This is a genomic window from Parabacteroides sp. AD58 (genome assembly GCF_023744375.2).
Classification (GTDB): domain Bacteria; phylum Bacteroidota; class Bacteroidia; order Bacteroidales; family Tannerellaceae; genus Parabacteroides; species Parabacteroides absconsus.
In genome coordinates, this window is record NZ_CP146284.1 from 794,481 (window position 1) to 816,738 (window position 22,258).

General features: G+C 44.2%; 18 protein-coding genes. 9 read left to right on the forward strand and 9 right to left on the reverse strand.

What is annotated here, in order from left to right; genetic code table 11:
* The first annotated feature begins 193 nt into the window (after nucleotides 1–193).
* From NEE14_RS03350 to NEE14_RS03385, 8 genes are all read left to right on the forward strand, one after another.
* On the forward strand, nucleotides 194–2,482 hold the full coding sequence (locus tag NEE14_RS03350; protein WP_251966427.1) for an NADP-dependent malic enzyme: 2,289 nt from the start codon (nucleotides 194–196) through the stop codon (nucleotides 2,480–2,482).
* 96 nt (nucleotides 2,483–2,578) lie between these two features.
* Nucleotides 2,579–3,343 carry a YaaA family protein gene (locus tag NEE14_RS03355; protein WP_262922341.1) on the forward strand — a complete coding sequence of 255 codons (765 nt, stop codon included), beginning with the start codon at nucleotides 2,579–2,581 and terminating at the stop codon, nucleotides 3,341–3,343.
* A 41-nt stretch (nucleotides 3,344–3,384) separates the two neighbouring features.
* Nucleotides 3,385–4,230: a bifunctional hydroxymethylpyrimidine kinase/phosphomethylpyrimidine kinase gene (gene thiD / locus NEE14_RS03360; protein ID WP_251966429.1), complete on the forward strand. Its 846-nt coding sequence runs from the start codon at nucleotides 3,385–3,387 to the stop codon at nucleotides 4,228–4,230.
* A complete protein-coding gene (locus NEE14_RS03365; RefSeq protein WP_251966430.1) occupies nucleotides 4,227–4,835 on the forward strand; it encodes a thiamine phosphate synthase in 609 nt (202 codons plus the stop codon). Before thiD ends, NEE14_RS03365 begins: the two co-directional genes overlap by 4 nt.
* Nucleotides 4,832–5,485, forward strand: a complete 654-nt coding sequence (locus tag NEE14_RS03370) for a thiamine phosphate synthase (protein WP_251966431.1) — start codon at nucleotides 4,832–4,834, stop codon at nucleotides 5,483–5,485. The genes NEE14_RS03365 and NEE14_RS03370 overlap by 4 nt, the downstream gene beginning before the upstream one ends.
* A 41-nt stretch (nucleotides 5,486–5,526) precedes the next feature.
* Entirely contained in the window at nucleotides 5,527–6,753 is a 1,227-nt protein-coding gene (serB, locus tag NEE14_RS03375; RefSeq protein ID WP_251966432.1) for a phosphoserine phosphatase SerB, read from the forward strand.
* A gap of 11 nt (nucleotides 6,754–6,764) precedes the next feature.
* Nucleotides 6,765–7,067, forward strand: a complete 303-nt coding sequence (locus NEE14_RS03380) for a Dabb family protein (protein ID WP_251966433.1) — start codon at nucleotides 6,765–6,767, stop codon at nucleotides 7,065–7,067.
* A gap of 21 nt (nucleotides 7,068–7,088) precedes the next feature.
* Nucleotides 7,089–7,562 carry a C-GCAxxG-C-C family protein gene (locus NEE14_RS03385; RefSeq protein ID WP_251966434.1) on the forward strand — a complete coding sequence of 158 codons (474 nt, stop codon included), beginning with the start codon at nucleotides 7,089–7,091 and terminating at the stop codon, nucleotides 7,560–7,562.
* A gap of 32 nt (nucleotides 7,563–7,594) precedes the next feature.
* Here the strand turns inward: NEE14_RS03385 and NEE14_RS03390 are convergent, their stop codons facing one another.
* The 5 genes from NEE14_RS03390 to NEE14_RS03410 all read right to left on the reverse strand — a co-directional run bounded on the left by NEE14_RS03390 (nucleotide 7,595) and on the right by NEE14_RS03410 (nucleotide 14,074).
* Entirely contained in the window at nucleotides 7,595–8,299 is a 705-nt protein-coding gene (locus NEE14_RS03390; protein WP_251966435.1) for an MgtC/SapB family protein, read from the reverse strand.
* A 123-nt stretch (nucleotides 8,300–8,422) separates the two neighbouring features.
* The gene (locus tag NEE14_RS03395; RefSeq protein WP_251966436.1) at nucleotides 8,423–9,478 is read right to left on the reverse strand and encodes a DUF4925 domain-containing protein; all 1,056 of its coding nucleotides are present in this window, start codon (nucleotides 9,476–9,478) and stop codon (nucleotides 8,423–8,425) included.
* 436 nt (nucleotides 9,479–9,914) lie between these two features.
* A complete protein-coding gene (locus tag NEE14_RS03400; protein ID WP_251966437.1) occupies nucleotides 9,915–11,549 on the reverse strand; it encodes a T9SS type A sorting domain-containing protein in 1,635 nt (544 codons plus the stop codon).
* 177 nt (nucleotides 11,550–11,726) lie between these two features.
* Nucleotides 11,727–12,731, reverse strand: a complete 1,005-nt coding sequence (locus tag NEE14_RS03405; RefSeq protein WP_251966438.1) for a DUF4925 domain-containing protein — start codon at nucleotides 12,729–12,731, stop codon at nucleotides 11,727–11,729.
* 47 nt (nucleotides 12,732–12,778) lie between these two features.
* Nucleotides 12,779–14,074, reverse strand: a complete 1,296-nt coding sequence (locus NEE14_RS03410; protein WP_251966439.1) for a serine dehydratase subunit alpha family protein — start codon at nucleotides 14,072–14,074, stop codon at nucleotides 12,779–12,781.
* A gap of 230 nt (nucleotides 14,075–14,304) precedes the next feature.
* Between NEE14_RS03410 and NEE14_RS03415 the strand changes: the two genes are divergently transcribed.
* A complete protein-coding gene (locus NEE14_RS03415) occupies nucleotides 14,305–16,683 on the forward strand; it encodes a TonB-dependent receptor (RefSeq protein WP_251966440.1) in 2,379 nt (792 codons plus the stop codon).
* Between the two features lie 87 nt (nucleotides 16,684–16,770).
* Here NEE14_RS03415 and rho read toward each other — a convergent pair whose 3' ends face one another.
* The 4 genes from rho to NEE14_RS03435 all read right to left on the reverse strand — a co-directional run bounded on the left by rho (nucleotide 16,771) and on the right by NEE14_RS03435 (nucleotide 22,202).
* On the reverse strand, nucleotides 16,771–18,765 hold the full coding sequence (rho, locus tag NEE14_RS03420) for a transcription termination factor Rho (RefSeq protein WP_251966441.1): 1,995 nt from the start codon (nucleotides 18,763–18,765) through the stop codon (nucleotides 16,771–16,773).
* Between the two features lie 181 nt (nucleotides 18,766–18,946).
* Nucleotides 18,947–20,260 (reverse strand): tRNA lysidine(34) synthetase TilS, encoded by a 1,314-nt coding sequence (gene tilS / locus NEE14_RS03425; RefSeq protein WP_251966442.1) that lies wholly within the window; start codon nucleotides 20,258–20,260, stop codon nucleotides 18,947–18,949.
* A gap of 78 nt (nucleotides 20,261–20,338) precedes the next feature.
* The gene (locus tag NEE14_RS03430; protein WP_251966443.1) at nucleotides 20,339–21,103 is read right to left on the reverse strand and encodes a zinc ribbon domain-containing protein; all 765 of its coding nucleotides are present in this window, start codon (nucleotides 21,101–21,103) and stop codon (nucleotides 20,339–20,341) included.
* Nucleotide 21,104: 1 nt separating this feature from the next.
* The gene (locus NEE14_RS03435; protein ID WP_251966444.1) at nucleotides 21,105–22,202 is read right to left on the reverse strand and encodes a Nif3-like dinuclear metal center hexameric protein; all 1,098 of its coding nucleotides are present in this window, start codon (nucleotides 22,200–22,202) and stop codon (nucleotides 21,105–21,107) included.
* Nucleotides 22,203–22,258: the final 56 nt, after the last annotated feature.

Here is a 22,258-nt window from a genome sequence, read left to right on the forward strand (position 1 = left end):
CCATCATCCAAATAAACGAGAATCGGTTTCAATTCTAAGGAATTTCGGAATCGATTCTCGTTTATTTTATGGAGACTTAAATAATCAAAGCCGGAAACATCCGAATTATCCTGATAAATTATTACCTTTGCCGGATAGACAAAAAACAATAATACGTTATTTGATTATTTAAACTTACATTCTATAAGTACCTATGGCAAAGATTACAAAAGAGGATGCACTTCGCTATCATGCTGAAGGCAAACCTGGAAAGATTGAGGTGGTTCCTACAAAGCCCTACAGCACACAGGCCGATCTGTCGCTGGCTTACTCACCGGGCGTAGCAGAACCCTGTTTGGAAATACAAAAGAATCCGCTGGATGCCTATAAATACACCGCAAAAGGGAATTTGGTTGCCGTCATTTCTAACGGTACTGCCGTATTAGGCCTTGGCAATATCGGAGCGATGGCCGGTAAACCTGTCATGGAAGGAAAAGGATTACTTTTCAAGATATTCGCAGGAATTGATGTCTTCGATATTGAAGTAGACGAAAAAGATCCGCAGAAATTCATTGAGACTGTCAAAGCGATCGCTCCTACTTTCGGAGGAATCAACTTGGAAGACATCAAGGCGCCGGAATGCTTTGAGATTGAAACACGACTGAAAAGCGAATTGGATATTCCGGTAATGCACGACGATCAGCACGGAACGGCTATTATCTCAGGCGCCGGACTGATTAATGCTCTCGAAGTAGCCGGCAAGAAGATCGAAGATGTCAAGATTGTTGTCAACGGAGCTGGAGCAGCTTCCATTTCCTGCACCAAATTATATCTGATGCTGGGTGCCCGCAAAGAGAATATCATCATGTGCGACAGTAAAGGCGTTATCTCAACCCAGCGTACCGACTTAAACGAACAGAAGAAAGAATTTGCTACTGACCGTCCGGTCAAGACGCTGGAAGAGGCTGTCGTAGGAGCTGATGTCTTCTTGGGATTATCGGTAGCTGATGTACTGACCAAAGAAATGGTCCGTTCGATGAATGAGAACCCGATCGTCTTTGCCCTGGCAAATCCGAATCCGGAAATCTCGTACGCCGACGCCATGGAGTCAAGAGAAGATATCATCTTTGCTACCGGACGTTCGGATTATCCGAACCAAATCAATAACGTATTGGGATTCCCGTACATTTTCCGTGGAGCACTCGATACCAGCGCCCGTGCCATCAACGAAGAGATGAAACTGGCCGCCGTGAAAGCAATTGCACAATTGGCTAAAGAGCCGGTTCCCGACGTTGTCAATGCTGCTTATAAACTGAAACGGACTACTTTCGGTCGCGATTATATTCTGCCGAAAGCGCTCGATCCCAGATTGCTGACGCGTGTATCATGTGCGGTAGCCAAGGCTGCCATGGAATCGGGTGTTGCCCGCAGGGAAATCACCGACTGGGACAAATATGCAAATCATCTGCGTGAAATGATGGGCTACGACAACAAACTGCTTCGTTCATTTACCGATATGGCGAAAGCCAATCCGAAACGTGTTGTCTTTGCAGAAGCCAACCATATTAATATGCTTAAAGCAGCAGCCGAAGCCAAGGCAGAAGGTATTTGCCAGCCTATCTTATTAGGTAACTGGGATTATCTGCACAAATTAGCAGGAGAAGAAAACATCAGCCTGGATGGTATTGATATCATCAATATGCGTTCGGACGGTGAAACCGAACGCCGTCACCGCTATGCAGCTATTCTGGCCAAGAAGCGCGAACGGGAAGGTGTCACGTATTCAGAAGCCTGCGAAATCATGTTCAACCGGAATGCCTTTGGTATGATGATGGTGGAAACAGGTGATGCCGATGCTTTTGTGACGGGTGTTTACAGCCGTTATTCAGAAGTGACTAAGTTAGCAGAAGAGATCATTGGCATTCGTCCGACTTACAAGCATTTCGGTGCTATGCATATCATCTCGGGAAAGAAAGGTACATTCTTTATGGCTGATACCTTGATCAACCGCCATCCGTCGACAGAAGTACTGATTGATATTGCCCGTCTGACACACGATGCGGTTAAGTTCTTTGCCCATGAACCGGTGATGGCTATGCTTTCATACTCAAACTTCGGAGCCGACAAACAAGGTAGTCCGCTGAAAGTTCACGATGCCATCGACTATCTGCATACCAATTATCCGGAAATCATTATCGATGGAGAAATGCAGGTTAGCTTTGCCCTTAACAAACGTCTGCGTGACGAGACTTATCCATTCAATAAGTTGAAGGACAAAGATGTCAATACTTTAGTATTCCCGAACCTGAGCTCAGCAAACAGTGCTTATAAGCTGATGCTTGAAATGGGCAATGTCGAATCGATCGGCCCGATCCAGATGGGATTGAACAAACCGATCCACTTCACCGATGTGGAAAGTACGACACGCGACATTCTGAACCTGACCACAGTTGCCGTCGTTGATGCGATTGTTCAGGAACAGATCGACAAAGGGAACAAATAACACGTTGTAAACAGAGACGATAAATTCATTTCCGAAGGAGTCATGTAGCCCGACAATGACTACATGGCTCCTTCTTTATCTCATTCCAAACACATTATGCAACTGATCATTTCTCCTGCAAAAACAATGACAGATAAAAGTCCGATTCAGATGGAAGCTGCGACTAAACCTCTTTTCCAACACGAGGCCGAAGAAATAGCCTGGTACATGACGCACTTGTCTGTCGACGAGCTGAAACGCAGTCTTAAGTTAAGTCCGAAGCTGGCACTTGAAAGTTATAAGCGCTTCCAAGATTTTCATGCAGCCGATGATCCCGGTCTGCCGGCTCTTTTGGCTTATTCCGGAGTTGTATTCAAGCATATTCATCCCGAAGATTTCACGGCTGCAAATTTCAACTTTGCCCGACAGCACCTGAAGATTGTATCAATCTGTTATGGATTGCTCTCCGCTTCCGACTTAATCAAACCTTACCGGATGGAATACGATATTAAGATTCCGGAACTGACGGAAGGCAATATGTATCAATTCTGGCAAGGGAAGCAAACCCAACCTCTGATAGATGCGGTCCGGGCCGATGACGGAATCTTACTGAATCTGGCAAGTCTGGATATCCAGCCGGCTTTCCATTGGAAACAAATAGAAAAGGAAGTCCGCGTCATTACACCCGAATTCAAGATCCGGAAAGACGGCAAGCTGAAAACCATTGTCATCTATGCCAAGATGGCACGTGGAGAGATGTGCCGGCAAATCATCCGTCAGCAAATTCAAGATCCAGAAGCCGTCAAAGCCTTTGAATGGGAAGGTTTTCACTACCGCGATGATCTTTCCACCGAAAATAATTGGGTATTTTTACAGGAATAAGTCGCCACAGGATATGAATTATTAAGTACCTTTGTTCTATCATGAGAACAAAAGAACAATACAGATATCCGACGGCACTGACGATTGCCGGTTCGGACAGTTGCGGTGGTGCAGGAATTCAGGCTGACCTGAAAACCTTTTCCGCATTAGGCGTTTATGGCATGTCGGCCATTACTTCCATCACAGCACAGAATACATTGGGCGTAAGAGGCATTCAGCCGGTCTTGCCGGAAATACTGAAAGGACAGATCGATGCTGTATTCGAAGACTTTACCATCGATGCCGTCAAGACAGGAATGCTATATAACCAAGCGGCCATTCAGGTGGTTGCAGCGGCTCTTGACCAATATCATCCGAAATGGATTGTTGTTGATCCGGTTATGATTTCGACCAGTGGCAGCAAGCTCCTGCAAGACGACGCGATTGAAGCAATGGTTGATTTACTCTTTCCCCGGACATCACTGATCACACCCAATATTCCGGAAGCTGAATTCTTGACGGGTATTCAGATCCACTCGGTAAAAGATATGGACGACGCAGCACAACAGTTATTCGCCAAAGGCTGTCGGGCCGTATTGATCAAAGGCGGGCATTTGGAAGGAGAACAAAGGATTGACCGATTATACCAGCTGAACCAGCCTTCGCAGACCTTTCAGTCGGCAACCGTTCAGACTGTCAACACACACGGAACAGGCTGCACATTATCTTCAGCCATCGCGGCATCATTAGCTTTGGGCCATTCCCTGACGGAATCGGTTCGACTCGCGAAAGAGTATGTCCAGAAAGGTTTACTGGCAGGAGCCGATGTAACAGCCGGTCACGGTCATGGTCCGATGAATCATCTGTTTGATCCGAAGCCCTTGCAGAAAAGAGCTATTGAGTCATGAAACAACTGATTGCCATTACCACTCCGACCTGTTTCCCGGGTGAAGGAAAGATCATCACTTCCCTATTCGAAGCCGGCTTGCAAAGGCTGCATCTCCGCAAGCCGGACGCTGGAAAAGAAACCGTTGCGGCCTTGCTGAATCAGCTCCCTGAAGCGTTTTATCCACGGATAGTCATTCACGATCATTTCAGTCTGACCGATGAATATGCTTTAGGTGGCGTTCATCTCAACCGGAGAAATCCGAATGCACCCGATCACTTTGCCGGCAGCATCAGCCGTTCCTGTCATTCTATCCAGGAGCTCGAGGATTGGAAATCATTAGACTATCTGTTTCTGAGTCCTATCTTCCAAAGTATATCCAAAGAAGGCTACGGAAACGGTTTTCCGTGGCACGAACTGGAACAAGCAACAGAAAACGGTACCATCTCGTCAAAGGTATTTGCCTTAGGCGGGATAGATGTTCCACACATCCGTCAGTTAAAAGGATTAGGCTTTGGTGGAGCCGTCGTCTTGGGTGCTTTGTGGGGAAAACAACCCGGAGAACAAAGCCGGCAAGAAATCATCGAACGATTCAATCAATTAACAACAGCAATAAAAGAACTATGAATACAAACTACGAAGAAGGCCACCGGTTGATGTTCATTACCAACCGGACGGAACAACATACAGAAGAAGAGGAAACACAATGGGTACTGGAAGGCGGATGCCGCTGGATTCAGTTGCGGATGAAAGACAGTCCGTCGATAGAAACAGCCCGCGAACTGGTGAAACTGTGTGCGCCTTATCAGGCACGGATCTGCATTGATGATGACGTACAAATGGCATTAGAATCAGGTGCTACTGCTGTTCATTTAGGGAAGAACGATATGCCGGTCGACCAGGCCTGCGAATTGGTTCGTAAATCCGGCAAGACAGATTTCCTGGTCGGAGCAACAGCCAATACCTTCGAAGATATTTGCCGGGCGGCCCAACTCGGTGCGTCGTACATTGGATTAGGTCCGTTCCGTTTTACGCAAACCAAGAAGAAACTGAGTCCGATCTTAGGTCTCGACGGATACAAACGCATCCTCGAACAATGCCAGGAAGCAGGCATTACCTTGCCGGTTTATGCCATTGGCGGCATTGAACAAGAAGATATTCCGGCCCTGATGAAAACAGGAATAACAGGAATTGCTATTTCCGGCTCCATCATCCGGGCTAAAGATCCGGTTCAGGAAACCAGAAATTTACTGGAAACAATTCTAAGTTCGCTCTGATAACAAGAAAAATTATATACATTTGCCCCAAACAGACTATTATGGCAACAAACGAAGAACTAATACTGCTAAACATCAACGGCACGGACCGCTTGGGAGTGACAGCTACGCTGACAGAAATCCTTGCGCAGAACAATGCCAATATCCTGGACATCGGCCAGGCAGACATTCATAACAACCTTTCTTTGGGTATTCTTATTCAATGTGACGCCTCTACTTCTGGACAGATTCTGAAGGAACTGCTCTTCAAGAGCTATGAACTCGGAGTCAATATCCGGTTTAAGCCCATCTCGGCCGAAGATTATACGCAATGGGTCGGTATGCAGGGACGCAACCGGTATATTGTTACGATTTTGGGACGGAAGCTGACGGCCAAGCAAATTGCCGGTGTCAGCCGGATCATTGCGGAACAGGATATGAATATTGATGATATTAAGCGACTGACGGGACGTATTCCGCTGGATGAAAACGCACGGACGCCCAAAGCCAGCGTAGAGTTCTCCGTTCGTGGTACGCCTAAAGATAAAGAGAAGATGAAAGCCGACTTCCTGAAGCTGGCTACGGAGCTGCAAGTGGATATTTCTTTTCAGGAAGACAGCATGTACCGAAGGATGCGCCGCCTGATTTGTTTTGATATGGATTCAACCCTGATCGAAACGGAAGTAATCGACGAGTTGGCCATCCGTGCAGGCGTGGGCGACGAAGTAAAAGCTATCACCGAATCGGCTATGCGGGGAGAAATTGACTTCACCGAAAGTTTCCGCCGCCGCTGTGCCTTGTTAAAAGGGCTGGATGTTTCCGTCATGCAGGAAATAGCTGAGAATTTGCCTATCACGGAAGGAGCCGACCGACTGATGCGTGTATTGAAAAAGGTCGGTTTCAAGATTGCCATCCTTTCCGGTGGATTTACTTACTTCGGGAATTACCTAAAGCAGAAGTTCGGTATCGATTATGTCTATGCCAATGAGCTGGAAGTAATCGATGGGAAGCTGACAGGACGTTACTTGGGAGAAGTAGTAGACGGAAAACGGAAGGCCGAATTACTGCGGTTGATTGCCCAGGTTGAGAATGTAGACATCCGCCAGACGGTAGCCGTAGGCGACGGAGCCAACGATTTACCTATGATCAGTATTGCCGGATTAGGTATTGCCTTCCACGCCAAGCCCAAAGTCAAAGCGACAGCCGAACAGTCTATCTCGACCATCGGTCTCGACGGTATCCTCTATTTCTTAGGTTATAAAGATTCTTATTTGAATGAACATATTTAAATGATTGCGATATGGTTAGACACATTGTTATGTTTAAGTTGAAGGAGTTTGCCTCTCCTGCAGAAAAACAGGCTAAATTAGATGAAATCAAGACAAGGTTGGAAGCCTTGATCGATAAGATTGATGTATTGCGCAAGATTGAAGTTAAGTTCAACTGCAACCCGGAAGAATCCTGGGATTTGATCCTGATCACAGAACTGGATTCACTGGCCGACGTCAGTACGTATGCCAATCATCCGGAACATGTAGCTGTGGCCAAAGGAATCATCGGTCCGGTAAAAGCAGACCGCGCTTGTGTAGATTATGAAATGTAATGAACCATCAATCTGTTTGCGATGAAAGATTTTAATATTGAAGAGCGGGTAAAAAAGGCCGTCGAAAACTTTGAATCCGGCTATAACTGCGCTCAGTCTGTTTTTCTGGCCTATGCCGATGTATTCGAACTGGACTTAGAGACAGCCAAAAGCATGTCGGTGTCATTTGGAGGCGGTATGGGCCGTATGCGCGAAGTATGCGGAACTGTCAGTGCCATGGCGATGCTCGCCGGATTCAGATATCCGGTTGTCGACCCGAAAGATCAGGATGCTCGTACACGCAACTATGCGATCGTCCAAAAGATGGGCGGTCTGTTTAAAGAGCAGTTCGGCACCATCATTTGCCGTGAATTATTACCTGCTGCGGAAGCGGCCCAGACAAATCCGGCTCCTTCTATGCGGACTGCCGCCTATTATTCCAGTCGCCCTTGCGGACGTTATGTAGCCCATGCGGCAGAAATAGCCGGGAAGATGCTGAAAGGTGAGCTGGAATAACTCCATACATCATCAAGTTGGTAGAAGAATACTTATTCTACCAGCTTGATCTGTGAAACAATTCCCAACTTTTGTATCTCGCCAAACAAACTGGTGTATGAGGAAACAGCCTTTACATTCACTTTATAGGTGATGACAGACTGGTTTTCGTCGTACAGGCTCTCGAACGAGACATTCACAATAAAGACTCCATTTTTCTCAAGGATTCGTCTAAATTCTTTCAGATCGGGCGTTGCCGTTGTACAATGGATAGACAGAATCTTATTGACTCCATTCAAGAACATCCGCCGTTCCCATTGTTCTACGCTCAATAGTACAAACAACGTAACCAACGTCGTAATCAAAGCCGGAATCAGCATACCGGCACCAATAGCCAGTCCGATTACGGCTACTACCCAAATACAGGCAGCCGTAGTCAATCCATGCACACTCCCTTTGCTCTGGATAATGGCTCCTGCACCCAAAAAACCGATACCCGAAAGCACCTGTGCCGCTATTCTACCCGGATCACCATTCAGAAAGTTTGGATAGCTTTGCGGAATCCATATAGAAATCAGCATCGCGGCTGTTGAACCCAGGCAAATCAACGTAAACGTACGCAAGCCTGCTTCCCGCCGCCGGTACTGGCGCTCGAGACCGATCGAAGCACCGAAAATAAAACTGATAAGCAAGCGTACCAAGGCCGTCGAAGAAGTAATCTCGGTACTGCTCAAAACCGTATTCAGATTATCCCACATCTTTCCTCCTTTTTCTATAAAACAAACCCATCGTCTCTTTGGTTTCAAATTGGATATAAGAATAACAGCCGGATTTCCCCTCTTATCGGAAACCCGGCTGCTGCCTATCTGCGAGTTATCTTTTTATTTCTTCAAGCTCAACTGGATTTCCAGTTTGGAAGTCGATTTCAGGACTTCCGGCATCTGTTCCAATATGGGCTGAACTATCGGTGAAATATCATCGGGCAGAATACCAACGACCTTATCCCGTAAGAAGTCTGACGTCAGCAATGTCAGGATTGATTTGGCAGCATCAGTAGTCAAGCTGATCTGAACCGCATCTGCCGTCAGCGAATACGTCATTGGTATGCCTTCCATCAGGTACATTTGCATATCCGTCAGCAAAGTAACAATCTCCGAGACGCTGGCGCGGGTACTTAATATCTGATTTATGTGTAACTGCACATAAATCTTGTCATCCTTCACATAAAAATGAGCTAAATTGATCGGCGAAGTCTGCCAGTCGCTTGCTCCTTTCTTTTTATAGGAAGCCACAATGTTTCCATCGTCCATAAAGGTGACTGACTGCAACACCTCGTTCAACATAGGAGATAGCAAAGTACTTGCCATAGCACCAACTACACTTGTCGATAATTCCTGTCCGCCTACAGTGATGGTTTTATCCGATTCCCATGTCATGGAGAGCGCGTTTTCAGCAGCGACATTCCAAGTTCCCACAAAATTATTGGCAGGCATCTTCACCTGGATAGCCAATGTCATCTTGTCTTTCGACACTTCGCCCTTATAAGTCAGCTGACGGTTATTCTGATTGTCAGTTCCTTCAAACGTATAAGCCGTTCCTTCCGCATTCAAGGTCAAAGGGACATTCGACAAAGTCGTCGGGACTTCACCTGGAACCACGCCCGGAGCACCAAAGGCAATATCATGCAATTCCTCGGATGGGAAAAGCGTATTCGAATCCAGCAGACCGTCTAAGGTAATCGTTGCTTTCTCTCCGTCGTAAGTCAGAAAATGTACTTCCTTTCCTACCATCGGTTCTCCACTGTACGTCAGGACCAGATCATCACCACTAAAGTAACGGTTCGCATCTTTCCCCAATCCAGGTAAATCATCTTTACAAGATGAACCCAAGCCTACGACCAAAAGTAACAGGCACAAGTTCCATACTCTCCTCATCATAATTCAAACTTTTAATATTATTATTCCAGTTTACTGTATTCACAAACATCGGATAGCAAATGTAAGGATATGTTTGCATAATTGAATCATCAAGTCTCATTTTTTATCCTTTTTTCTTATAAAATATACAGGAAAAAGATTATCTGCCTATCACCTATTCTTTCGTTTCCTACGAAGAAAACTTTAGTTCACGGCGTGAACTACTTAATCCACGGCGTGAACTACTTAATCCACGACGAGAACTAAGTAATCCACGACGAGAACTAAGTAATCCGCGGCGTGGATTAAAGAATTGTATACATGATTTGCGTATTTATCTGGTAAGCATTCGAAGAATGGATCCGCAACAATAAAAGAAAAAGATAAGACATAAAAAAACCTGCTCCCGGCGTTCCGAGAGCAGGCCACGTTAAATTAAATCTTTCTTCAAAGAAAATCAACGAACAAACTTGACAGCTTGTTTAACACCATTGGCTTCAACAACCACGATGTAGATACCTTTTGCCAAATTAGCTGTTGAGATGTAAGCGTCACCGGCAATTGTTCCGTTAGCCATCATTGCACCACTGATGCTATAAATCTGATAGCTAGCCTTATCGGCATTCAATACACGGATTGCATTGGCCATCGGGATCACTTTCACGTCAGTAACCTGAACACTTTCATTACTTGTAACCGCACCCAAGATGTTAGAAGTAAAGTAAGCTGTTGCATAAGTAGTTTCATTCTGGATTACATCAACCGCAATCTTCTGGCTTCCCGCCATGTCTGCAGTAGCCCGTACTAAATAAGCACTTCCGCCGGCAACAATATCAATATCTGCAATAGCATTCGTTCCAGAGATGTAGGGAGAAACTTTGATAGAAACAAGTTCTTCTGCCTCTTCTCCACTTTTGCTCTTCGCAATACTCAATTCATACCAAGTTGCCTTTCCTTCATTCGCCAATTCATTAACAACACGGGTAATCACACTTTGAACAGCAGCTTTAGCCGTTGTAGGCAATGATGATGTCAAATCCGTCATTGTAATGACTGTTTTCTCTACGAATGTCGTATCCTTCTTTTCAGCAGAAGAATGTGAATACTTGTCAATATCAATCTTTGTAACAGCCGAAGTTGAGGTAGTTGTCTTACTTGCATCCAACTTAAATAAAGACCACGCACTCGCATTTCCTGCCGTATAGCTGGTAACATCAACCTTGCTGATCGGCATCATGCTGTTTGTCAAATTCAAATAGACAACGGCATCACCCATCGGAACACGGGCAGTAGCGGCACCTGTTTCTGGAATAGCAAACAAAGATGCAGGAATTGCCATATTTGCCAAGCCGCTTAAACCGACAGTTACTTCATAATCTACGCCCAAACCAGCTAATTGGGAATTTAAATCATCACCGCCAATTAACCCTGCAATAGTTGTAGCTAAGTTTCGTAAATCCTCTCGGATATCAACTTTCGCAGTTAAGTCCGTATATAAATCCTGTTCCAAGGAACAACCTAACAAATCATAGTTAGTATTCAAGAAAGACAATTCTACTTCCATATCCAACAACTTGTCACTTCCTTCAACTGATTTGAAGTTCAAAGTAGCTAAAGTAGCATCTCCCTTACCAGCGATTAAAATTGTTTCTGGCATTTCCACAGTAATTGGAGCTCCTCCTATTGTAACAAGAGGAAGAGTTTTCGTATCATATCCCTGAAATATGATCTTTACTTCATCTCCTATAAAACTTCCAATCACTGGATTAGATAAAATATCCAAGTTTAATGCCTTCACGTTAACTGTTATACTATCCGGTTTCACGTTTACCGCATTAGCCGTTGCCGCACGCAGACTGCTGGATTCTAAAACAGGAATACTGGAGAATGTATTAGTCAGTTGAGGATTTGCCCAACCTAAAATATCAATTCCGGCTTGTTCCTTGATTTGTTCAAATACAACAGGCAAAAGTTCTTTTTTTATTGCTTCTTCTTGAGACTTCGTAAACTGCTGAGAAGTCTGGGCAGAAAGATTTCCTGCCGGAGCAGCCAAACACAAGGCCGCAATTACGGATGTAAAAATTTTCTTCATACGCTAATCATTTTTGTAACTATGTTGCTAAAGTAATGTTTAATTTCAAAATGTAGCAAATTGAATGTTTAAAAAATCTGTTTATTGAAATATATACCAACAAATCTAAACAAAAGAACAATAAAAAAGGGGAAAAACGGAAATCCGATTTTCCTCTGCCTATTTCTTCAGGTCTGTTTATTTCTTAAATACCAAACCCACCTTGATGTCTTGTGCCGTGTTCATTACACCGCCCACAACATTTACAATCGACTGAATTGTCTCATCAGAAATGTTGCTGAGCAGTGGCTGAAGCAATGTCCAGACTTTAGTAATCATTGTCTTTCCTAAAAAGAGCGTAATGGCCTCGCCATCTTTCTGCGCATTTATCGGAACCGTATAATAATCACCTTCCAAACTCAGAATGTTCACAATCGAACTCAGTTCGAATCCTTCCGGCAAAATATTCAGTCCGCCCAAAATAGTCAGAGCATCTTTATGAACAGCCAAATAAAGGACATCATCCTTCTCAAACCAAGTAAGATAAGACTTGATCATCTCTGCCAACTTAGCCGGCGGCATTACAGTTGCTTCCGAACTTCCTACTTTCTTGAATGAGAAAGAGAAAGAACCATCTTCGCCTAAATTCACCATCACCGATTCTACTTTGCCGGCAATCATACTTCCTAACTGAGGAGCTGCCATTCCGTTCAGCATAGCATCCATCTGCTCGTTTCCGGTATTAAAATAAGCATACACCTGAGCCATCTGACTTCCACCCATAGCAGGAAGATAATTCAGATTCAAGGTTCCGGCCAAAGCTGAAGTCAATGTACGATTCATGGCCATCGTCAGTTTTCCATCTTCAATCGAACCGGATACTTTCACCTTGCAAGTCGTTCCGGCAGACTCACCTTCGAAGGCATAACCTCTGTCTGTTTTTGTTAAGGCAGCATCTACCGAAACAGAACTTTCACCTGCAACCACATTGTTAAGGACCAGCGTTGCTTTATCAGCCGACAATGCATTCACTGTAACACTTCCCGATGTTGAAACCAATCCAAGTGAAAGGTTGGAAGCATTATAATCCTTCGAAATCTCTTTCCATGCGTTATCCGCACCACTCTTCTTTTCATCACTACATGAAGTGAACCACGTTAGCACACACAACAGTGCACATAAATAAACCAAATTTTTCTTCATGGATTTAATTAATAAAAATACGACAATAAAAAATATATAGATAACATTTACCAGCAATTGGGTTTATGAGTCATAATATCCAATACTAAATGATCGGTTTCTTCCATTCCCTTCGAACCGATTGACGTCAGGTTGCGGATGGAACGATCTACATCTTCATCAATAATACCTTCAACAGAAGTAACAACCTTGTTTTCCATAGCCATCATGGCAGAAAGCATAGCCGTTGAAACCCCGCTTGTTACCTTCATGGCACAACTTGGTTTGGCACCGTCACATATCATACCGGTTATATTTCCGATCATATTCTTAATAGCATAGGTAATCTGTGTAGCTGTTCCGCCCATCAGCCAGGTAATGCCACAGCTGGCGCCCGTTGCAGCTACTACACATCCACAAAGAGCAGACAGTCTACCTAAGCTCTGCTTCATATAAATCACCATCAGATGACTTAACATCAAAGCACGTATCAACTGTTCTTCACTGCATTTCATATCTTCAGCAAACGAAACGACCGGAAGTGTCGCAGCAATTCCCTGATTTCCGCTACCCGAATTACTCATGACCGGAATCATAGCTCCATCCATTCGGGCATCACAGGCAGCAGCCGTCAGCATCAGCATGTGTGTATATGATGAGTCACCCAGATACTTTTTGCCGATAGGTCCGGAAATAGTCTTACTTACTGAATGACCGAATTGTCCTTTTACTGATTCTTCAGCTGCCTTCTTATTCAAACGGGCCGTATCCAAGATGAAACGGATTTCATCGAGCGGTGTGTGAATGGCAAAGTCATACACCAGATTAAAGGAGAGTTTCAATTCTTCTTCTTCGCCCTCTTCAGTATGTTCCAGGCTTTTTCTTTCATCTAATAATACCTGATCGTCTTTAGCACAATAGACAAAACGTGTATGTTCGTGAGCTATGATGGCAACCGATTTCGATTCGCCTGCCTGACAAACGACCTCAATATACAACTTATCCACATTCTCCTTCAAAGCAATGTGTATGATCTGGTCGTGTATCATCTGTTTGCCAGCTTCCAATGCTTCCGGAGTAACATCACGAAGCACTTCCAGTTCGTATGACGACTTACCAATCAGCACACCTAAAGCAATAGCAATAGGCAAACCAACCATGCCTGTTCCCGGAATGCCGACACCCATGGCGTTCTTCAAGATGTTCGCACTCAAATAGACATCTATCTTTTCAGGTTTTTTACCCAACAACTCGGCAGCTTTCGCTGCAGCTAAAGCAACGGCAATCGGTTCTGTACAACCAATAGCCGGAATAACTTCCTGGTGAATCAGTTTTAAGATTTGTTTTTTGGTCGTATCATTCATTTCTTCAGATTCTTTATTGTTTATGGTGACAAATGTACAGAAAAACCTGTTTAAAACAGCTTTTTCCCGATGGAAAAGTAACAAATGTATGTTTCTTGCCCTCCTTTATCAATTTATCTGAAGCAATTCTAACTAAATACGACTTATCTCAAGGAAATATTTTTGGCTTATTGTATGGATTTCTGTTTTTTTAATCGTTAATTTGTAAATACATATATAAATGGTTATTTATGAAGCGGATTATATTCTTCTTGATCTGTGTCTGTCTGTCACTGGACTGGCTGAGTGCAGCAGAACATTTATTCCTGATACATGGCCGTATCATCGATAAACAAACGCGTGAGCCGGTTCCGTTTGCCAATGTCATTCTGGAATCAGATCCAACAAAAGGTTCAGCCACCGACGAGAAAGGTGATTTTTCCATCACCGAAGTCAAACCGGGCATTTACCGTTTGGTTGCCTCTTGCATTGGATATAAAAACTGTGTTACTCCCGAATACATTGTATCGGCCAACACGCCTTTTGTCGAAATAGAGCTGGAAGCCGATCAGACACAACTGGATGAAGTGACGGTCCGTCCGGTTTTGTTCCAGAAATTAGCCGAAAGCCCGGTGAGCATGCAAGTCATCGGATTACAGGAAATCGAGAAAAGTCCTGGTGCTAACCGCGATATTTCACGTATCGTTCAAGCATATCCGGGTGTAGCTTTTTCTCCCGCCGGTTATCGCAATGATTTAATTGTGCGAGGCGGCTCGCCTTCCGAGAACCGATTCTATTTAGATGGAATAGAGATCCCGAATATCAATCACTTCAGTACACAAGGAGCTTCAGGTGGACCCGTTGGCATCATCAATGCCGATTTGATTCGGGAGATCAACTTCTATACCGGAGCATTTCCTTCAGATAAAGGAAATGCGCTGAGTTCTGTCCTTGATTTCCGCCTTCGGGATGGAAATATGGAGAATAACCGGTTTAAAGCTACCTTAGGTGCTTCCGAAGTATCACTGAGTGGCAACGGCCACTTCAACGATAAGGTGTCTTATCTGGTATCCGTTCGTCAGTCTTATCTCCAGCTTTTATTTAATGTATTAGGACTGCCTTTACTTCCGAACTATATTGACGGACAATTCAAGATCAAGGCCCGCTTCTCGCCTACCGATGAACTGACGGTTTTAGGATTAACAGGTATCGACCGTATGAAACTGAATCTGGATCTGACCGGTGAAGATGCCGAATATATCCTGAGTTATCTACCCATCATCGAGCAGGAAACCTTTACGCTCGGAGCCATGTACCGGCATTACGCAGGAAAACATACCCAATCCTTGTCTGTCAGCCATAACTTCTTACGAAACAAGAACACCAAATATCTGAACAATGATGAATCGACTGAAGACAACCAGATGCTCCGCCTGCGTTCGACAGAGCAGAAAACAGTGATCAAAGGAGAAAACAAGTCCTACTTAGGTTCTTGGACAGTAAAGGAAGGTGCAGAAATCAATTACATTCAATACCAGAATACCTCCTTCCAGCGTATGTATGGCGACCAGTTATATATGTCGGATTATGATACGGACTTGGGTTTATGGAGTTGGGGCGCTTTTGCCACTGCCGAATACACAACACCCGATAACCGGTTTAAATCGGCTTTGGGACTTCGACTGGACGGAAATAACTTTTCCAAAGAGATGAAGCAAGTCTGGAAAAACATCTCTCCGCGCCTTTCTCTATCATATACATTTACAGACAACTGGAGTCTGAGCGGAAGTGGCGGATTATATAACCAGCTGCCTCCTTATACCGGATTAGGTTTCAAGGAGAATGATGTACTGATCAATGAGAACCTGAAATACATGCAGGTGGCACAAGGAAACATTGGCTTGAGCTGGAAAGCCCATAACCAACTTAGTATTTCTTTAGAAGGTTTCTATAAGAAGTATTTCCATGTTCCACTCTCAGTGAACGACCAGATTCCGTTATTGTGTAAAGGGAATGATTATGGTGTCATCGGCAACGAACCTCTGGTTTCTACAGCCGAAGGTCAATCGTATGGATTGGAACTGATGGGAAAATGGCAGATTCTGAACCGGCTGAACCTGGTTTCTTCGTTTACCTTATACAGAAGTGAATACCGGAATAACAAGGAAAGTGAATATATTCCGTCAGCTTGGGACAACCGAATCATATTCAATACAAGCGGAACTTACAACTTTCCTAAAAACTGGAGCCTCGGAGCCAAGTTAAGCTGTATTGGCGGTGCGCCTTATACACCTTATGATGCCGACAAATCATCGTTGGTACAAGCCTGGAATGCACAAGGACGTCCGTATTATGATTACAGCCGTTACAACAGCGAGCGCCTGGCCGGTTATGCCCAGCTCGATATCCGTGTAGACAAGATGTTCTACTTCAAACGATATATGTTAGGCATTTATTTAGATATACAGAACATAACAAAGAGCAAACTCAAGCAACAGGACATTCTGATGAGTACAGGCGTCATAGAAAATCCGGAAGCGCCGGTTGAAGCCCAACGATATGTAATGAAATCCATCAAACAGGAAAGCGGAACGCTCTTACCAACCATAGGTGTTACATTTGAGTTCTAAAAGAATTTATCAATAGTCCGCTAACAGAAACGCCTGATGCTTGAGGAAGTCAAACATCAGGCGTTTCATTATTATTGTTGGAATTGATTATCCGTTCATGGAAGCCAGGAATTCCTGGTTATCGATAGTCTGTTCCATACGCTGTTTCACAAACTCCATTGCTTCGATAGAATTCATATCAGCCAGATATTTACGCAGAATCCACATGCGGTTCAAAGTAGTTTCATTCTGCAACAAGTCATCACGACGCGTACTTGAAGCCGTGATATCCACTGCCGGATAGATTCGTTTATTCGACAACTTACGATCCAGCTGAAGTTCCATATTACCAGTTCCCTTGAACTCTTCAAAGATCACTTCATCCATCTTCGAACCTGTTTCGATCAAGGCTGTTGCCAGAATTGTCAGGCTACCGCCGTTCTCAATATTACGGGCAGCACCGAAGAAGCGTTTCGGTTTCTGCAATGCATTGGCATCCACACCACCGGAAAGAACTTTACCTGAAGCTGGCTGAACCGTATTATATGCACGGGCCAGACGTGTGATAGAATCTAATAAGATCACTACATCATGACCACATTCAACCATACGCTTTGCCTTATTCAATACAATCTCAGCTATCTTCACATGGCGCTCTGCCGGTTCATCAAATGTTGAAGCAATCACTTCAGCATCTACACTGCGGGCCATGTCGGTTACTTCTTCCGGACGTTCGTCGATCAACAGAATAATCATATAGACTTCCGGGTGATTAGCCGCAATGGCATTCGCAATATCTTTCAACAATACAGTCTTACCTGTTTTAGGAGGAGCTACAATCAGACCGCGCTGTCCTTTACCAATCGGAGAGAACAGATCAACTACCCGTACAGCAATATTATCATATACTTTAGTAGAGCGGCGGCGAGTCAGCATAAACTTCTCGTCAGGGAACAGCGGAGTCAGATGATCAAAGGGAACACGATCACGAACTTCTTCAGGTGTACGGCCATTAATCCGGTCAACTTTCACCAGCGGGAAATACTTTTCTCCTTCTTTCGGCGGACGAATAGCACCTTCCACAACATCGCCGGTCTTCAATCCAAACAACTTAATCTGTGATTGAGAAACATAAATATCATCCGGTGAAGTCAGATAGTTATAATCGGAAGAACGCAGGAAGCCATATCCATCCTGCATGATTTCCAGAACACCTGTACCCGTCAGAATACCATCAAACTCAAAGGCTTTCTCCTGTTGAGCATTATTTGAATTCTGGTTATTGTTATTGTTGTTGTTATTGTTATTATTGTTCTGCCGGTTGTTTTTATTCCGGTTTGTATTTTGTTGAGCAGAAGATTGTTCGTTATTGGAAGTAGATGTCTGCTGCGCTGATTTACTTTCATTCTTGGGTGAAGAAGAAGGGAAAGGGAAAACCTGATCCAAAACAGATTTTGCGCCTCCATGACGGAATACTAAACGCTTTGATTCTGGTTCTGTGGATGTTGTTTCGGGTTCTGTAGTCACAGGATTTTCAGTTGGGTTCTGATTATCCTGAGGTTCCTCTTTTACTACTGCTTCCGGATTTTCACCATCCGCTGTTTCCATAACAACAGGCGGCAATAAAGGTTTGTTCTTTTCCACTGTTTCTTTTGGTTTCGTTACTACTTCTGCGACAACAGGCGCACTTTCTTCTTTTTCTTTCGCTGCAACAGGCTGTTTGTCTGTTTTCTCCAAACGAGCTTTTTTCTTTTTATTTTCCTGCTTGATATTCGTATCCTGCTGTTTAGCTTCGACTGGCGCATCCAGTTTGATTTCAGTAGGCTGAGCCAATAATTCATCAACCGACATGGTATCAGTTGTCTTTTCTTCTGCTTTTGCAGCTTTTTTAGGCCGGCCTCTTCGTTCAGCTTTCTTGGCTTCTTTTACTTTCTCTTTTTCAGCCTGAATACCGGCATAGGAAATAGCTTGTTCGTCTAAAATTTTATACACCAGCTCTTCTTTCTTGAAAGAACGTACTTTCTTTATACCCAACTCTTCCGCAATCGTCTGTAATTCCGGAAGAAGTTTTTCATTTAATTCAAGGATGTTGTATTTTTGCATATTGCAATCGTAATATCATTAGTTTGCTGTATGCCTCGCAAGGATACAGAAAAGGATTTAAAATCAATTATTAGTTATAAGAATTATTGTGAACTCATGAAATTACTAACTGACATGTTAGCAACACATCTGCGGAGTAAAACATTGCAAATATATGAAGTTTTCCCGAATTCAACCGTATTTAGATAAATTTTTTCACAATTAATACCCATTTTGTAGCGGAAGATATCCGATATCGGTTATCTGACCGTTCGCCAACCAGCCAAATCACCGATGATCCACTGCAAAGTAACCAGGCATTCTCTTTTTGTTCCAGCGTAAACTTGTGATCAGAAAAATAATCACTCACTTTTTTCCTGCCTTTCATTCCAAAGGGAATGAACCAATCGCCTTGTCTCCAACAGCGTAATTGCAGTTCCGGTTCCAGTTTGTCTGCATCAAAATAAGCGATATCTGACGAAACTTGCAGGGTAAAATCTGAATCATTCCGCACAACCTCAAAGCTGAAAGGAAAAGGTTCTTCCCAACGGCCTGTCTGAAGAGGAAACGTATACGATACAGCCTGATCTTCTTTCCTGTCAGACAATATCAGATATTCCCGATCCTTCACCAAACGATATGATTTTGCATAAAAGACTTTTCCGGATTCTCCTGGCAACGAACGAAACACGTCTCCGGCAACCTGGCGGGAAAATCCAAAAGGCTGAAGTAATTCATAAAGTATCGTTTCGGGCGCCGGATATTGCATCAGCTTTTTGATGGATAACTTTTCCTTTACCCAAAGTTCCTGACGGGCCTTCTCCAAGACAGACAGATAAATAGTCTCGGCCGCCGACAAATGTTCGGCTGTACGTGATAACGTCTGGCGCACGGACGGATTCAGCTCTTCCAGCAAAGGAAGAACACGAAGACGGATAAAGTTTCGTGTATAGGCGTCCGACAAATTCGTGCTGTCGGTTACATATTCATAATGCTGGTCCTCCAGCCAGCCCAGAATCTCTTTTCGGGAAACACCCAACAACGGACGAACCACATATTGATTTCTTGGCCGGATGCCAACTAGTCCTCGTATGCCACTGCCTCTCAACAAGTTCATAATCAAGGTTTCTATGCTGTCATCCCGGTGATGCGCTACGGCAACAGCCTGAGCATTCAAATGCTGTCTCATTTCTTCAAACCATGCATAACGCAGTTCACGTGCTGCCATCTCGATAGAAAGATGATGTTCACCGGCATATAACTCAGTCTCAAAGTCGGTCTTGTAAAAAGGGACGTGCAGCTGCTCGGCAAAAGCCCGGGCAAACGCTTCATCACGCATGGATTCTTCTCCCCGCAGATGGAAATTACAATGCAGGGCAATGCATGTATAACCTAACTTTACCAAGACGGACAATAAGGCAACCGAATCAGCGCCTCCGCTCAGTCCGACCAAGACCTTATCTGAAGCCGACAACAGCTGATGTTTGTCTATGTATTCACGAACCTGATGCAGCATGGATTTTCCTTTAGATAAAAAACGCCGGAAAATACAACAATATATCTTCCAGCGTATTTTTATTTCCTTTTATTTCGATTATTCGTCAACACCAGCCAGTTCCGGATCAATCATGATTCGACCGCAGTACTCACAAACAATGATTTTCTTGCGTAATTTGATATCCAACTGTTTCTGAGGCGGGATCTTATTGAAGCAACCACCGCAGGCATCACGCTGAATATACACAACAGCCAGACCATTGCGGGCACCTTTGCGGATACGCTTGAAGGCAGTCAGCAAACGAGGCTCAATCTGAGCTTCCAGTTTCTTGGCTTTAGCGCGCAGATCTTCTTCGTTCTGCTTCGTATCAGCAATAATCTGATCAAGCTCTTCTTTCTTCTGAACCAAATCACCTTTACGGCCTTCCAAATCTTCCTTCAGCTTTTCGATATCATTCTTCTTGTTGGAAATTGCTTCTGTAAATTCACGGATTTTCTTTTCAGCAAATTCAACTTCCAGGCCCTGGAATTCAACTTCCTTCGACAAGTTATCAAATTCGCGGTTGTTACGCACGTTGTCCAACTGTGCTTTATATTTTTCTATCAACGCGTTGGATTCTGTGATCTTATGTTTCTGCTCGCTAACGGAAGCTTCATAGTTCTTGATATCCAACTGATAATTCTGCAAACGAGTTTCCAGTCCGGCGATCTCATCTTCCAAATCCTGCACTTCCAAAGGCAATTCACCACGAAGAGTTCTGATCTTATCAATTTCGGTCATAATCTTCTGAAGCTGATACAACGAAGAGAGCTTTTCTTCCACCGTGTATTCTTTTTCAGCTGATTGTTTCTCTGTAGCCATTCTATAAATATTTTACTGGGTTTGAATTAACATTCGAAAAATGTAGGGCAAAGGTAGGAAATTTTTTCGATATTATCGAATAAAAGATATCTTTTGTGCATACTTCCGACTCATAATGTCCTATTACAGCCAACAAGATACGGTCTTCTACATCATAGAAGTCATTATACTTGGCTTCGCCGGTAATAAAAATATCCGCACCGTAGCTGATTGCGTCGTTTATCAGAAAAGCGCCACTGCCACCACACAAGGCCACTTCTCGAATCATTCTTCCTGTCAGAGCAGAGTGTTTAACGCAGCCCACCTGGAACAAATCCTTGATCCGCTGCAAGAATGACAGTTCGTCTTCTTCTTCCGGCAATTCTCCAACCACTCCGGAACCAACCTGATCCCATGTATTAGCCAGCGGATAGAAATCATAAGCCGGTTCTTCATACGGATGAACCGATAAGAGAGCCCGTAGGACACTCGCCTTCCGAAACGCAGGAAGAACGGTTTCGATGCGGACTTCAGGTTCGGTATGCAGCTCTCCTATTTCTCCACAGAAAGGATTGCAGCCTTCGCCGGCACGGAAAGTTCCTTCGCCATGCAGGTTAAAACTGGATGAATCGTAATTCCCGATATGACCGGCACCGGCGTTGAACAAGGCTGTCCGGAGCAAATCGGCATAGGCTTCCGGCACGAAAGTAACCAGTTTCAGCAAAGCATCTTTCTGCGAACTGAGCACACGTACATTCTGCAGCCCGATCATCTCGGCCAGCTTGAAGTTGACGCCGCCATAGGCATTGTCTAAATTCGTATGGGCCGCATAAACCACCAAGTCATACTTGCAGGCCTTCATCAGGCAGCGTTCGATATATGTCTTTCCGGTCAGCGACTTGAAGGTCCTGAAGGCCAACGGATGATGTGAAATAATCAGATTGCAGTCCAGTTCAAGAGCTTCATCGATGACTTCTTCTGTCACGTCCAGACACAACAACGCGCCTCGGGCAGGCTGATTGACATCGCCCACCTGCACTCCAGCATTGTCAAAGCCTTCCTGCAAAGGCAGCGGAGCGTATGCTTCTATTTCTTTCAGAATATCTTTTATCCTTATCATGTTTCCTGCCTATATAAAATACGAGCCATGAATTATCATTCCTGATACTCCACGGC

What these genes read in the sequence shown, in the direction of transcription:
- NEE14_RS03350 (WP_251966427.1), top strand. Translation starts at nt 194, where the DNA reads ATGGCAAAGATTACAAAAGAGGATGCACTTCGCTATCATGCTGAAGGC.
- NEE14_RS03355 (WP_262922341.1), top strand. Translation starts at nt 2,579, where the DNA reads ATGCAACTGATCATTTCTCCTGCAAAAACAATGACAGATAAAAGTCCG.
- thiD (WP_251966429.1), top strand. Translation starts at nt 3,385, where the DNA reads ATGAGAACAAAAGAACAATACAGATATCCGACGGCACTGACGATTGCC.
- NEE14_RS03365 (WP_251966430.1), top strand. Translation starts at nt 4,227, where the DNA reads ATGAAACAACTGATTGCCATTACCACTCCGACCTGTTTCCCGGGTGAA.
- NEE14_RS03370 (WP_251966431.1), top strand. Translation starts at nt 4,832, where the DNA reads ATGAATACAAACTACGAAGAAGGCCACCGGTTGATGTTCATTACCAAC.
- serB (WP_251966432.1), top strand. Translation starts at nt 5,527, where the DNA reads ATGGCAACAAACGAAGAACTAATACTGCTAAACATCAACGGCACGGAC.
- NEE14_RS03380 (WP_251966433.1), top strand. Translation starts at nt 6,765, where the DNA reads ATGGTTAGACACATTGTTATGTTTAAGTTGAAGGAGTTTGCCTCTCCT.
- NEE14_RS03385 (WP_251966434.1), top strand. Translation starts at nt 7,089, where the DNA reads ATGAAAGATTTTAATATTGAAGAGCGGGTAAAAAAGGCCGTCGAAAAC.
- NEE14_RS03390 (WP_251966435.1), bottom strand. Translation starts at nt 8,299, where the DNA reads ATGTGGGATAATCTGAATACGGTTTTGAGCAGTACCGAGATTACTTCT.
- NEE14_RS03395 (WP_251966436.1), bottom strand. Translation starts at nt 9,478, where the DNA reads ATGATGAGGAGAGTATGGAACTTGTGCCTGTTACTTTTGGTCGTAGGC.
- NEE14_RS03400 (WP_251966437.1), bottom strand. Translation starts at nt 11,549, where the DNA reads ATGAAGAAAATTTTTACATCCGTAATTGCGGCCTTGTGTTTGGCTGCT.
- NEE14_RS03405 (WP_251966438.1), bottom strand. Translation starts at nt 12,731, where the DNA reads ATGAAGAAAAATTTGGTTTATTTATGTGCACTGTTGTGTGTGCTAACG.
- NEE14_RS03410 (WP_251966439.1), bottom strand. Translation starts at nt 14,074, where the DNA reads ATGAATGATACGACCAAAAAACAAATCTTAAAACTGATTCACCAGGAA.
- NEE14_RS03415 (WP_251966440.1), top strand. Translation starts at nt 14,305, where the DNA reads ATGAAGCGGATTATATTCTTCTTGATCTGTGTCTGTCTGTCACTGGAC.
- rho (WP_251966441.1), bottom strand. Translation starts at nt 18,765, where the DNA reads ATGCAAAAATACAACATCCTTGAATTAAATGAAAAACTTCTTCCGGAA.
- tilS (WP_251966442.1), bottom strand. Translation starts at nt 20,260, where the DNA reads ATGCTGCATCAGGTTCGTGAATACATAGACAAACATCAGCTGTTGTCG.
- NEE14_RS03430 (WP_251966443.1), bottom strand. Translation starts at nt 21,103, where the DNA reads ATGGCTACAGAGAAACAATCAGCTGAAAAAGAATACACGGTGGAAGAA.
- NEE14_RS03435 (WP_251966444.1), bottom strand. Translation starts at nt 22,202, where the DNA reads ATGATAAGGATAAAAGATATTCTGAAAGAAATAGAAGCATACGCTCCG.